This window comes from Streptomyces sp. GL_140, from assembly GCF_057834465.1.
The window spans coordinates 2,654,826-2,668,406 of sequence record NZ_CM174404.1 but is presented as its reverse complement, the minus strand read 5'-3'; the positions used below and the strand labels follow the sequence as shown (position 1 = coordinate 2,668,406).

Genomic DNA, 13,581 nt, shown 5'->3' with positions numbered 1-13,581 from the left:
GCCGCCGTGCCCACCTGGCACAGCTGCGCGATCTGAAGCTCTCCGACTTCACCACGGCCGCCGACGGTTACGGCAAGGTCAGCAGCCGGTCCGACGCGGCCAAGGGCCGCGTCGACAACGAGATGCTGAGCAAGCTCCACGAGACGCAGACCAGCGACACGTCGAAGGCGGCCGTCGGCGACCTGTCCCGGCTCAGTCGCAACTACCAGTACCTGCACTCCGAGTGCGGGCTCATCCGTACCGCCCTCAACGGACTGGCCACCGAGCTCGCCGGACCGCAGAAGAAGCTCAACCAGGCCCTGGAAGACGCCGCGAACCTCAAGTTCACGGTCGGCGCGGACGGTTCCGTGAGCCATCCCCCGCCGATCCCGTTCGTCACGGCCCCGACCGAGACACCGAAGCCTCCGCTGCTGGCCAACCCCAACGCCACCAACCCCAACGAGGCCAAGGCCAAGGACATCGCCGACCGCATCGCGGGCGCGGTGGGCGAGGCGAACGAGATCGACGGCCGGTACGCGGGCACCCTGCGCAAGCTCAAGGCCGCCCCCGGCCTGGACGTCACCGACGAGATGCTCATGGACGCGGCCCAGGACACGAAGGACGTCCAGAAGACGGCCGGGAAGTTCCTCCCCGAGTCGGACATCCCCAAGGACAAGTCGGCGGCCGACAACCGCAAGTGGTGGGACGGGCTCACCCAGGAGCAGCGGGACGAGTACTCCACCCTCTATCCGGAGCGGATCGGCGCCCTCGACGGCCTGCCGTCGCCCATCCGCGACGACGCCAACCGGATGGTCCTCGCGCAGAGCCACGCGCAGGTGGACCTGGACCTGAAGAACCTGGGCCCGGAACCGTCGAAGATGATCGCGAACCCATCCGGTTCGTACCCGGTGGCCATCACCAACCCGGCCTGGTCGACGTGGAACGACTCGAAGAACCGCCTGAACGCCCAGCTCAAGGGGATGGACGCGCTCCAGAAGCGGTTCGACGACACGGGCAAGGAGGGCCTCCCGCAGGCCTACCTCCTCGGCTTCGACACCAAGGGCAACGGCCACGCGATCGTGGCCAACGGCAACCCGGACACGGCGAAGAACACGGCGGTGTACGTGCCCGGCGCCACCTCCAGGCTGGAGGGCATCGGCGGCGACATCAACCGCATGACGAACCTGTGGACCGACACCCAGGGATTCCCCGGTGCGCCCAGCACCTCCACCGTCACCTGGCTCGGCTACGACGCCCCGCAGTCGATCGTGCCGGAGGCGATGGAGAAGCACTTCGCGCACGAAGGGGCGCCCGAGCTCGACCGGTTCATGGACGGTCTGCAGACCGCGCAGGGCGGCCCGGACGCGAGCCACACCACCGTCATCGGCCACAGCTACGGCTCGACGGTGGTCGGCGACGCGACCCTGAAAGGCCACCTGGGCGCCGACGACATCGTGGTCGCGGGCAGCCCCGGCATGCTCGTCGGCGACGCGAAGGACCTCGGCATCGGCAGGGACCACGTCTTCGCCGAGGCCGCGGGCGACGACCCGGTCCCCCTGGGCGGCAAGGTCGCCGGCCTGGGCGGCCGCAAGTGGGGCGTCCAGACCTGGAACGGAATTCCGTACGACGCCGGATACATCGAGACGGTGCCGTCCGACGAGGCGTTCGGGGCGCACCGGATGAAAACCGACACCAGCGGTCACAGTGACTACTGGAACGCGGGCTCCCAGAGCCTGCACAACCAGGCCGCGGTCGTCGTCGGCCGCTACGACCAGGTCAAGGAGTGACCCCCCACATGCCCCGCACCCCCGGCAGGGCCGCCACGGCCCTCGCCCTCGCGCTCGCCCTCACCACGCTCATGACGGGATGCTCGAAAACCGTGGACAAAGCCAACGCCGGTCTCGCCTACACGCCGACCGTCCTGTCCGTCGACGAAGCCCGCACGAAGACGAAGACCGTATCCAGCCAGATCTTCGACATGATCGGCATCAAGAACGCCAAGACGACGCCGGTCGGCGCGAGCATCTCGCTCAACGAGAAGGACCCGTCCCACCTCTTCATGGTCCGCCACCCGTGGTCGGTCTACGGGGCTTCGGACGAGGAGCTGACGCAGGGCTTCCAGCGCCTCAAGGAGGCTCTGCCGCAGCACGGCTGGAAGACCAAGGAGTACGGCCGGAACTCGACCCCGGCGAAGGACCTCGAGCTGACCGCGGACTCGCAGGACGGACCGTTCTCGGTCAACGTGGTCCTGTCCACCGCAGTGGATCCGGCCAAGAACGCACCCGGGGCGAGCACGGAGTCCGGGATCATCGTGCACGTGGTCTCGGCCTACTTCAGGGCGCCCGAGGGGACGGACCTCAACGGGGTGTACTGACGCCGGGCACCCTTGCCTTCATCCTGCATCGAACTGCCTTTACCCTGAGGCCTGTTCGACCGACCGGACCGGTTCGGCCGACCACAGGGGATCTTCGGGGGACGGGCAGCATGAGCAGTGTGCACAGCGACGACGACAACATCGATGGCGGCATAAAGCCGCTCACGGCGAACGATCCGACCAGGATCGGGCCGTACCTGTTGCTCGGGCGGCTCGGCGCCGGGGGCATGGGCCGGGTGTTCCTGGCCCGGTCCGAGGGCGGGCGGACGGTCGCCGTGAAGGTGGTGCACGAGGAGCACGTTTCGAACGAGCAGTTCCGTGCCCGCTTCCGCCGTGAGATCGACGCCGCCCGGAGCGTGGGCGAGCGGTACACCGCGCCCGTCCTCGACGCGGACCCCGACGCGGAGCGGCCCTGGGTGGCCACGGGGTACGTTCCCGGGCTCTCGCTGGAACAGATCGTGCGGCGGCACGGGCCCCTGCCCGTGGAATCCGTGCACGCCCTCGCCGACGGCCTGTTGCGCGCGCTGGGGGACATCCACTCGGCCGGGATCGTGCACCGGGACCTCAAGCCGTCGAACGTGATGCTGACCGTCGAGGGCACCCGCGTCATCGACTTCGGCATCTCGCGCGCCCTGGAGACCTCCGTCGAGTCCCTGCTCACCAGCACGGGCATGGTCGTCGGCTCGCCCGGGTTCATGTCGCCCGAGCAGGTCCGCGGGCAGCGCGCCGGGGCGAAGAGCGACGTGTTCACCCTCGGCTGCGTCCTGGTGTACGCGGCCACGGGCGAGCTGCCGTTCGGGCACGGGGCCGGCAACCAGCACGCGGTGATGTTCCAGATCGTGGAGGGTGAGCCGGCCCTGGAGAAGGTGGAGGACGAGGCGCTGCGGGCGCTCATCGGCCGCTGCCTGACCAAGAGCGTCGAGGAACGGCCCGGCGTCGACGAGCTGTTGGAGGACCCGGAGCGGGTCCGTCCGAAGAAGCTCGGCGGGGCGTGGCTGCCGCCCAAGGTGGTGGCGCGCCTCGCCCAGCAGGCGGCGCGGCTGCTCGACGCGGAGGCGGCGCCCGCGCGGGAGCCGGCGGCGCAGGGCGGCTCCGGGCGCACGGACCGGGCGACGGCGGACCTGAACCCGAAGGAGGGCGCCGCCGGGGCGGTGGCCGGGGCGGTCGTCGACCCGGCAGCCGGTCCCGCGGCCGATCCGGTGGTCGGTCCGGCGGCCGGGGGCGCCACGGCCGGGGAGGAGCGGCGGGGCCGTCGGCGGCGGTGGACCGTGGCCGTGCCCGCGGTGCTCGTGTTCACGGTCGGCGGTGGCACGGTGGCCCTGATCCAGCCGTTCGGCGGCGGTGGCACCGGCCAGCAGGCTTCGCCCCCGGCGAGCAGCGCGCCCGTGACCCCCGGCGGCGGCTCCCCCTCCGCGGTGGGCAGCTCGCCGGCCCCGGGTACGCAGAGCCCCCCGGCCCCCACCGACCCGGGCCAGGCGGGCCAGGTCGGCGGCGCCGCGGACGCGGGCGGCGGCGCGGTGGGCGGAGCCGTGGGCGGCGCGGGCTCGCCCGGCGGCGCAGGCACCCCGGGCGGAGCGGGCGGCGGCGGTACGGGCAGCAGTGCCACCAAGGGCGGCGGAGCCGCTGCCGGGGGCACGGGCACGGGGGCCGCTCCGGGCGGAGCGGGCTCGCCGAGCGGCTCCGGTTCTCCGAGCGGCTCCGGTTCCCCGAGCGGCGGCTCGCCCGCCGGTGGCTCCTCCGGCGGCGACGCGGTCCCCTCGTACTTCGCCGGGACCTGGACCTACAAGGGCCAGTTCAACATCGACCAGCCGGAGACGGTGATCATCGCGCGGTCCGGAGCCGTCCGGATCATCACCGACTCCAACCTGGGCCACTGCGAGAACATGGCCAAGGTGACGTCGGTGGCCAACGGCGGGGCCCGGATCAACGTGGGTTCGGGGGCGCTGGACAAGAGCAAGTCCACCGGCCAGTTCTGCGGGGTGCTGGACCCGTCCTTCTTCACCCGGAGCGACCCGGCCGGCATCCAGCACAACGTGGGGCCCGCGCACGGCGACGGCTACTACTACGAACGTTCCTGACGGCATCCACCGCTCCCACCGTTCCCACCAGGGCGGTCCCGCCACGCGCCGACAAAGTGAGAACACGTTGCAGTTCTGACCTTCCGTCAGAATGAAACGTGTTCTACTCTGCCGCGCATGGGCATCGGAATCACACAGGAACAGCGGGCGTTGGCCGGGGCCGTACGCGGCTGGGTCGCGCGGACCGTGCCGCCCGAGGAGGTGCGGGGGCTCCTCGACAGCCCGCCGCAGACCGGCTCACGGCCCGCCTACTGGGACGGGCTGCTCGCCTCCGGGCTGCTGGAGCCGCACCTGGAGGGCGGGACCCTGCTCGACCTGGCCGTCGCCGTCGAGGAGGCCGCCCGGGCGGCGCTGCCCGGGGCGTACCTGCCGAGCGTGCTGGCCTCCGTACTCCTGGACCGGGCCGGGGCCGCGCCCCTCGACGGGCGGGTCGGGGCCGTGGCGCTGGGCTCCGGGAACCTGACCGCCGTGGCCGTGGAGGGCGGGTACCTGCTCGACGGAACCGCGCCGCCCGTGCTCGGCGCGGGCGAGGCCGACCTCGTACTGCTCGCCGCCGAGACCGCGCACGGGACCCGCTGGTTCGCCGTCGACTCCGTGGCGCTGGACATCCGCACCCACGAGAGCGCCGACCCGACCCGGCCCACCGCCGAGGTCCAGGCCCGCGGGGTCACCGCCGGGCCCGGGCGGCTGCTGGAACTCGATGCCGCGCTCGTCCGCGACCTCGCCTGCGTGCTCTTCGCCGCCGACGCCTGCGGCACCGCCGCCTGGGCGCTGCAGACCGCCGCCGAGTACGCCAAGGTGCGCGAGCAGTTCGGGCGGCCCATCGGCCAGTTCCAGGGGATCAAGCACCTGTGCGCCGACATGCTGGTGCGCCTGGAGCAGGCGCGGGCGCTGACCTGGGACGCCGCGCAGGCGGCCCGCGAGTCGGCCGAGGTGCGCTCGCTCGTCGCAGCGCTGGCCGCCGGAACCGCGCTGGACGCCGCCTACTCCTGCGCCAAGGACTGCATCCAAGTGCTGGGCGGGATCGGCTTCACCTGGGAACACGACGCCCACATCTACCTGCGGCGCTCCATCGTCGCCCGCCAGCTGCTCGGCTCCGGGGACGGCCACCGGGTACGGGCCGTGCGGCTCGCGGCGGCCGGCGCGCGGCGCGAGCTGCGCCTGGAACTGCCCGCGCAGGCCGAGAAGCACCGCGCGAAGGCCCGTACCGTCATCGAGGACGCCAAGGGCCTCGACCCGGCCGCCGCCCGCCGGATCCTGGCACCCACCGGGTACGCGGCGCCCTACCTGCCGCCCCCGTACGGACTCGGCGCCGGGCCCGTCGAACAGCTCGTCGTGCAGCAGGAGCTGAAGGCCGCCGGGGTCAAGGTCGCCGACCTCGGGATCGCCACGTGGGTCGTGCCCTCCCTGCTGGCCTACGGGACCCCCGAGCAGCGCGAGCGCCACCTGCTCCCGACGCTGCGCGGGGACGTCACCTGGTGCCAGCTCTTCTCCGAGCCGGGAGCGGGCTCCGACCTCGCCTCGCTGCGCACCAAGGCGGAGCGTACGGAGTCCGGCGACGGCTGGATCATCAACGGGCAGAAGGTGTGGACGAGTTCCGCGCAGAGCGCCGACTACGGGATCCTGCTCGCCCGGACCGACCCGGACGCGCCCAAGCACAAGGGCCTCGGCTACTTCATCGTGGACATGAAGGCCCCCGGCATCGACATCCGGCCGCTCAAGGAGATCACCGGCGAGGCCCTCTTCAACGAGGTCTACTTCGACGACGTGCGCCTCCCCGCCGACGCGCTGGTCGGGGCCGCCGACGGCGGCTGGAAAGTCGCCCGCAACACCCTCGGCAACGAACGCGTCCACATGGCCGACCAGATGACCTTCGACACCGGCCTGGAGGCGCTGCTCGAGCGCTCGGGCGACCTCGAAGGCGGGTACCGGGTGCGGATCGGGGCGCTGGCCGCCGAGGCGCACGCGCTGGCCTGCATCGGGCTGCGCACCACGCTCCAGCAGGTCAGCGGCTTGGAGCCGGGCGCGGGCGCGTCCGTGCGCAAGCTCGTACAGACCCCGCACCAGCAGCGGACCGCCGAGCTCACGCTGGAACTGCTCGGCCCGGCGGGGGCCGTGAGCGAGGCGGTCGGCAAGCGGGCGGTGCACGGGATGCTCATGTCCCGCTGCCTGACCATCGCCGGTGGCACCACGCAGGTCCAGCTCAACGTCGTCGCCGAGCGCATCCTCGGCCTTCCCAGGGACTGACCGAAGGGCTTTTGATCAAGATGAAGTCGTACATCGTGGGCGTCGGCATGACGAAGTTCGAGAAGCCGGAGTCGAGGGACTGGCAGTACTGGGACATGGCCAAGGAGGCCGGGTCGGCCGCGCTCGCCGACGCGGGCGTGGCGTACGACCTGGTGGAGCAGGTGCCGGTGGGCTACTGCTTCCAGGCCTCCACGGCCGGCCAGCGGGCCGCGTACGAACTGGGCCTGAGCGGGGTGCCCGTCTACAACGTCAACAACAACTGCGCGACCGGCTCCACGGCGCTGATGATGGCGCGCCAGTTCGTGGAGGGCGGCCTGAACGACTGCGTGCTCGCGCTCGGCTTCGAGAAGATGAAGAAGGGCGCCCTGGGCGGCGGTTCGGACGGCGGCGACTTCAAGACCTCGCCGGTGGCCCGGCACTACGGGATCATGGCGGCCGGACACGGCTTCGAGATGTCCCCGCCGACCGCGCAGATCTTCGGCAACGCGGCGCGGGAGCACATGAAGCTGTACGGGACCACGGCCGCGCAGCTGGCGGCGGTCGGGGCGAAGAACCACCGCCACTCGGCGAACAACCCGAACGCGCAGTTCCAGGACGTGTACACGGTCGAGGAGATCCTGGCCGCGAAGGCGATCCACGAGCCGCTGACCAAGCTCCAGTGCTCGCCGACCTCGGACGGGGCCGCGGCCGTGCTGGTGGTCTCGGAGCGGTTCGTGGAGCGGCACGGGCTCGGGGACAGGGCCGTGGAGATTGTCGCGCAGTCGATGACCACGGACACGGAGGCCTCGTTCTCCTCGGGCACCTGCATCGACGCCGTCGGCAAGCCGATGACGGCGGCCGCCGCCCGCCAGGTGTTCGCCGCCTCGGGCCTGGGCATCGAGGAGGTGGACGTGATCGAGCTGCACGACTGCTTCTCGATCAACGAGCTGCTGACGTACGAGGCGCTGGGCATGTGCGAGGACGGTGCGTCCGGTGCGCTGGTGGAGTCGGGCGCGACCACGTACGGCGGGCGGTGGGTGGTCAACCCCTCCGGGGGCCTGATCTCCAAGGGCCACCCGCTCGGCGCGACGGGCCTGGCGCAGGCGGCGGAGCTGGTCTGGCAGCTGCGCGGCCAGGCCGGTGCCCGGCAGGTGCCGGGCGCGCGGGTTGCCCTGGCCCACAACATCGGTCTCGGCGGCGCGGCGGTGGTGACGCTGCTCCGGAAGTAGCCCGTGCGGGCCGGCTGCTGGGGCGGAGCCCCAGGGAACGGTGGAAGGGCGGGTAGGGGACAGGCTCCGCGCAGCGGCCCCGCCCGCTACGGCCCCGCCAGGGCGGGGTCGACGACCGTCTCGCCCCGGGAGGCCCGGCGGATGGAATCCGCAAGGTCCGCGACCGGACCGTCCCGCAGGACCAGACCCGCCGCCCCCGCGGCAAGCACCGCCTCCGCCAGCCCCGGATGCGCCGAGCCCGTCAGGACGAGGACCCGGCACTCCGGGTCGTCCGCCAGGAGGTCGGGGACCAGGTCCACGGACTCGGCCAGGGCAACGGCCGGGCGCGAGAGCGCCGACGTCACCACCTCGATGTCCGGCTGGAGTCCGAGCACAACCGCCAGCGCCGGGTTCGGCGGTGCCAAAAGCACCCGCAGGGATCGGGCGGGGCGCTGGGAAACGGGCATTTCATCCACCCCGCAAGGGTAGGGGTGCAGCGCCCGTTCGTCAGGCAACACGCCTTGGCGGAAGTAGAACTGACACCAAGTCAGGAGTCTTCCCAACTGCTGGGGCGTGCGTTATACATTCCTTCACCGGATACCTAGAACGCGTTCTAGGACCCGGTCCCGCATACGACCTCGGTGCGGCCGACGGTGCGGACGGCCGCACCGAGGTCTTCCACTTAGTGGAACGAGAAACAAGGAGCAGCATCCTCATGCCGATCGATGCCGCCAAGGCCCTCGCCGCAGATCCCCGTCAGGGGGAGATCGCCTGGGACCACAAGGACATCCAGCTCTACCACCTCGGACTCGGCGCGGGCACCCGCCCCGACAAGCCGGGCGCGGCCACCGACCCGGACGAGCTGCGGTACACCCTGGAGTCCAAGCTCCACGTACTCCCCAGCTTCGCGACCGTCGCCGGCGCCGGCATGGCCATGATGGGCGGCCTCGCGGCCCCCGGCATCGAGGTCAACCTCGCCCACGTGCTGCACGGCGGCCAGTCCATCGAGCTGCACCGGCCCATCCCCGTCAAGGGCGAGGCCAAGTCCTCCGCCATGGTCGCCGCCCTCTACGACAAGGGCAAGGCCGCGGTGATCGTGCTGCGCACCGAGGTCGCGGACGCCGACGGCCCGCTGTGGACCTCGGACGCGCAGATCTTCGTACGCGGTGAAGGCGGCTTCGGCGGCGACCGCGGCCCCTCCGTGAAGACCGAGGTGCCCGAGCGGGCGCCGGACCGGATCGAGGAGCGGAAGATCCGCGAGGAGCAGGCGCTGCTGTACCGCCTCTCCGGCGACTGGAACCCGCTGCACGCGGACCCCGAGTTCGCCAAGATGGCCGGCTTCGACCAGCCCATCCTGCACGGCCTGTGCTCGTACGGGATGACCCTCAAGGCCGTGGTCGACACCGTGCTGGACGGGGACGTCTCCCGCGTCCGCGCCTACCGCACGCGCTTCGCCGGGATCGTCTTCCCCGGCGAGACCCTGCGCATCCGGATGTGGCAGGAGCCCGGCCGCGTCCTCGTCTCGGTGAGCGCCGCCGACCGCGACGACGCCCCGGTCCTCGCCGACACCGTCGTCGAACACGGCTAGTCGTCGCACCGTCGTCGCACCGCACAACACGACAGACCCACAGAAGGAGCCGCACCGTGCGCGCAGCACTGCAGAGCGAGATAGGCCAGGACAAGCTCGAAGTCGTCGACGACATGGAGGCCGTGGGCTTCGGCCCCGGCAAGGTCAAGATCCGCATCAAGGCCACCGGCCTGTGCCACTCCGACCTCTCCGCGATGAGCGGCGTGCTGCCGCAGCCCGCCCCCTTCATCCCGGGGCACGAGGGCTCCGGCGTGATCACGGACGTGGGTGACGGGGTCACCAGCCACAAGATCGGCGACCGGGTACTGGTCTGCTGGCTGCCGCCGTGCGGCCACTGTCCCTCCTGCAAGCGCGGCCAGGGCCACCTGTGCCTGGAGGCCTTCGGCAACGTGGCCACCCCCAACTTCAAGCGGGGCGACAGCAGCATCTTCGGCTTCGCCGGCACCGGCACCTTCGCCGAGGAGATGGTGGTCCCGGCGGGCTGCGCCGTCCCCATCCCCGAGGACGTGCCCTTCGACATCGCCGCCCTGATCGGCTGCGGGGTCACCACGGGCCTCGGTGCGGCCATCAACACCGCCAAGGTGGAGGCCGGTTCCTCGGTCGCCGTCATCGGCTGCGGCGGAGTCGGCATCTCCGTCATCCAGGGCGCCAAGGTGCAGGGCGCGGCGCAGATCATCGCCGTCGACCCGGTGGCCTCCAGGCGCGAGGCGGCGCTGCGCTTCGGCGCCACCGAGGCGGTCTCCCCGGAGGAGTTCGCCGACGCCAAGAACCGGATCACCGCGGGTGAGGGCTTCGACTACGTCTTCGAGGTCGTCGGCAAGTCCGCGACCACGAAGACCGCGTACGACATGACCCGCCGCGGCGGCTCCGTCGTCGTGGTCGGCGCGGGCGCCCTCGACGACAACTACTCGATCAACATGTTCTCCCTCTTCTTCGACGAGAAGAAGATCCTGCCGTCCATGTACGGCGGCGGCGACGTGCTCCGCTCCTACGAGCGCACCATCGCGCTGTGGCGGTCCGGCCGGGTGGACCTGGCGGGCCTGATCACGCACCGGGTGCAGCTCGCGGAGATCAACGACGCGCTCGACCAGATGCGTACGGGCGTGGCCCTGCGCACCTGCATCGAACTCTGACCCGAGCTCACCGCTCACCGAGAGGAACCGTACGGATGTCACTGCCACTTGAGGGACTCTCCGCCATCGTCACCGGGGCCGGCCGCGGCCTCGGCCGGGCGGAGGCGCTCGAACTCGCCCGGCTCGGCGCGAGCGTGGTCGTCAATGACTTCGGCCAGCCGGGCCGCGACGGCTCCGGGGAGGCCTCGGCCGCCCCGGCGGAGGAGGTCGCCGCGGAGATCCGCGCGGCGGGCGGGCAGGCGGTGGCGCACCTCGGCGACGTGGCCGACTTCGAGCAGGCGCGCGAGCTGGTCGAGCTGGCGGTCAGCAGCTTCGGCAAGCTCGACATCCTGGTCAACAACGCGGGCATCCTGCGCGACCGGATGGTCTTCTCGATGTCGGAGGCGGAGTGGGACTCGGTCATCCGGGTCCACCTCAAGGGCCACTTCAACACCACGCACTTCGCCGCCGTGCACTGGCGCGAGCGCTCCAAGGCGGCGGGCGGCCCCGTCTACGGCCGGATCATCAACACCTCCTCCGAGGCCTTCCTCGGCGGTTCGGCCGGCCAGCCCAACTACGCGGCGGCCAAGGGCGGCATCGTGGGCCTGACCACCTCCACCGCCCTGGCCCTCGGCAAGTACGGGGTCACGGCCAACGCCATCTGCCCGCGCGCCCGTACCCGTATGACCGAGGACGTCTTCGCGGGCTTCCAGGTCCCGGAGGAGGGCAAGCTCGACGCCCTCGCCCCCGAGCACGTCTCCCCGCTCGTCGGCTACCTGGCCTCACCGGCCTCGGCCAAGGCCAACGGACAGCTGTTCGTGGTCCACGGCGGCATCGTGGTCGTGATGGAACGGCCCAAGGTGGCGGCGAAGTTCGACACCACCAAGGAGTCCTTCTCCTACGAGGAGCTCGACGGGCTCCTCACCCCGCACTACGACTCCCGCCCGGCGAACGAAACCTTCGCCGCGGCGGAGGTCCTCGGCCTCAAGCACGCGGGCTGAGCCGTCCCTTCCGGGCGGAGCGGGTGAGGGCGGCGGCCCGGGGGACTCCCCCGGGCCGCCGCCGTTCTGTGTGCCGATGGGATTCCGTCCCGTCGGCGGCGTGTCCTGCTGAGCTTCAACTAGGGTCACGCCGACGGAACTTGAAGTGATCGAGCTGGTGGGGGAATGCAAATGAAGCGACTGCCCGTGTGGGTGAGTGACGGGGTCGTTCGATATCTGACCCTCCCCCGAGAGGTCCGAATGGGTATCGCGCTCGGAGGGTTCCTCGCACTGTTCATCGGCCTCTCCGGTTCGGCGAGTGTTCTGCGATGGGGCATATCGAGCGGTGTGGGCAGCTTCCTTTTCGGCCTGGGCATGCAGCGAGTGCCCTAGACCTCCGAAATGCGGTCCCTCTCGGGGCGGTGCGGGGCGTGCGGGTCACACGGTCGTGGGGGAGTCCTGGATCTCGGGGTCGGCGTCGACGTCGGGGTCGGCGCCGTCTTCGTAGTCCTCGCGGATTTCGCGGGGGCCGAAGGGCCAGACCTTTTCCACCCGGGCCCAGATCGCGAACGCCGCGCAGCCCAGGGTCAGCCAGGCCAGGGACCATTCGATCGGGTGGCGGCCGGGGGCGTTGGTGTCGGCGTACCCGTAGATGACCAGCCAGCCGGCCAGTGCGATCAGGCTCGGCAGTGGGTAGAGCCACATGCGGTACGGGCGCTTCATCGTCGGGCGGCGTTTTCTGAGGACGGTGAGGGCCAGGATCTGGGCGAGGGCTTGGATCAGGACCATGACCGTGGTCAGCAGCTGGATCAGGGTCACCAGGTCGGTGTGGCGGCCGATCAGGAAGCCGATCGCGGTGACCGCGCCCATCGTGGCCAGCCCGAGGACCGGGAAGCGGTGGCGGGCGTGCAGTTTCGCGTACGGGCGGAAGAAGACCCGGTCGCGCGCGGCGTCGTAGGGCACTCGGGAGCCGCCGAGAAGGCCGGTGAAGACGGAGGCGAAGGCCGTGATCAGGATGAGTACGGTCACCACCTGCGCGGCCCCCTTGCCCCAGGTCTCCTCCAGTACGGCGGAGGCCACGGAGGTCGAGGCGATGTCGTGCGGGTCCAGCATCCGGTGCCAGTCCAGGACGCCGAGGGAGCCGACCTGGAGCAGCAGGTAGATCGCCATGATGCCGACGATGGAGTAGAGGACGGAGCGCGGGATGACCCGGCCCGGGTCCTTGATCTCGGCTCCCATGTAGGCGGAGGTGTTGTAGCCGAGGTAGTCGTAGATGCCGATGGTCAGGCCCGCCGCGAACCCGGCCCAGAAGGCGGAGCCGGTGAGGTCGAAGGCCCCTTCGGGATAGGTGAAGGCCAGGTCGGGGTGGAAGTGGGTGGCGGCGGCCGCGATGACCAGGACCACGGCGGCGATCATGACCACCCACATGACGGTGGTGATCTTCGCGATGTGCTCGATGCCCCGCCACAGGAGCAGGACCACGAGGGCGATGACCCCGAGCCCGACCGCGTCACCGGCGCCCTGGCCCATGCCGGGCACCAGGTAGCCGAGGTACTGGACGAAGCCGACCACTCCCGTGGACATGATCAGCGGGATGAAGAGGATCGCCGTCCAGACGAAGAGGAACGGCACGAGCCGTCCCGAGCGGTACTGGAAGGCCTGGCGCAGGTAGACGTAACTCCCGCCGGACCCGGGCATCGAGGCGCCCAGCTCCGCCCAGATCAGCCCGTCGGCCAGGGCGAGGACCGCGCCGGCGAGGAATCCGATGACGGCCTGCGGGCCGCCGAAGGCCGCCACCATCAGCGGGATCGTGACGAACGGCCCGATGCCGCACATCTGGCTCATGTTGATGGCGGTGGCCTGGAACAGGCCGACGCGGCGGGCGAATCCGCCGCCGTTCGGCGGTGGCGCTCCGGACATGGGGATCTCCTGAAGGGGGGCGGGGGGAGGCAGGGGAGGCAGGGAGGGCGTGGGGGGAGAGGGGCTGAAGGCGGGCGGGAGGAGGCTTCGGCTGGTTCAAGTTAGGAACCTTTACT

General features: G+C 71.3%; 10 protein-coding genes. 8 read left to right on the top strand and 2 right to left on the bottom strand.

Features of this window, described 5'->3' with window-relative positions; genetic code table 11:
- Positions 1-122 precede the first annotated feature (122 nt).
- The 5 genes from AC3IYJ_RS12460 (at position 123) to AC3IYJ_RS12440 (ending at position 7,886) form a co-directional block, all read left to right on the top strand.
- A complete protein-coding gene (locus AC3IYJ_RS12460) occupies positions 123-1,766 on the top strand; it encodes an alpha/beta hydrolase (RefSeq protein WP_489401378.1) in 1,644 nt (547 codons plus the stop codon).
- A gap of 8 nt (positions 1,767-1,774) precedes the next feature.
- Entirely contained in the window at positions 1,775-2,353 is a 579-nt protein-coding gene (locus AC3IYJ_RS12455) for a hypothetical protein (protein WP_489401377.1), read from the top strand.
- 110 nt (positions 2,354-2,463) lie between these two features.
- Entirely contained in the window at positions 2,464-4,431 is a 1,968-nt protein-coding gene (locus tag AC3IYJ_RS12450) for a serine/threonine-protein kinase (protein ID WP_489401376.1), read from the top strand.
- 117 nt (positions 4,432-4,548) lie between these two features.
- Entirely contained in the window at positions 4,549-6,678 is a 2,130-nt protein-coding gene (locus AC3IYJ_RS12445; RefSeq protein ID WP_489401375.1) for an acyl-CoA dehydrogenase family protein, read from the top strand.
- Positions 6,679-6,698: 20 nt separating this feature from the next.
- Entirely contained in the window at positions 6,699-7,886 is a 1,188-nt protein-coding gene (locus tag AC3IYJ_RS12440) for a lipid-transfer protein (RefSeq protein ID WP_489401374.1), read from the top strand.
- Positions 7,887-7,972: 86 nt separating this feature from the next.
- Here AC3IYJ_RS12440 and AC3IYJ_RS12435 read toward each other — a convergent pair whose 3' ends face one another.
- Positions 7,973-8,332: a response regulator gene (locus AC3IYJ_RS12435; protein WP_489401373.1), complete on the bottom strand. Its 360-nt coding sequence runs from the start codon at positions 8,330-8,332 to the stop codon at positions 7,973-7,975.
- Positions 8,333-8,580: 248 nt separating this feature from the next.
- On the opposite strand from AC3IYJ_RS12435, the gene AC3IYJ_RS12430 reads away from it, so the two are divergent.
- The 3 genes from AC3IYJ_RS12430 to AC3IYJ_RS12420 are packed head-to-tail and all read left to right on the top strand — an operon-like array spanning position 8,581 to position 11,566.
- Entirely contained in the window at positions 8,581-9,453 is an 873-nt protein-coding gene (locus tag AC3IYJ_RS12430) for a MaoC/PaaZ C-terminal domain-containing protein (RefSeq protein WP_489401372.1), read from the top strand.
- A gap of 56 nt (positions 9,454-9,509) precedes the next feature.
- Positions 9,510-10,586 (top strand): Zn-dependent alcohol dehydrogenase, encoded by a 1,077-nt coding sequence (locus AC3IYJ_RS12425; protein WP_489401371.1) that lies wholly within the window; start codon positions 9,510-9,512, stop codon positions 10,584-10,586.
- 35 nt (positions 10,587-10,621) lie between these two features.
- The gene (locus AC3IYJ_RS12420) at positions 10,622-11,566 is read left to right on the top strand and encodes a 3-oxoacyl-ACP reductase (protein ID WP_489401370.1); all 945 of its coding nucleotides are present in this window, start codon (positions 10,622-10,624) and stop codon (positions 11,564-11,566) included.
- A 417-nt stretch (positions 11,567-11,983) separates the two neighbouring features.
- On the opposite strand, the gene AC3IYJ_RS12415 is transcribed toward AC3IYJ_RS12420, so the two are convergent.
- Positions 11,984-13,465: an APC family permease gene (locus AC3IYJ_RS12415; RefSeq protein WP_489401369.1), complete on the bottom strand. Its 1,482-nt coding sequence runs from the start codon at positions 13,463-13,465 to the stop codon at positions 11,984-11,986.
- Positions 13,466-13,581: the final 116 nt, after the last annotated feature.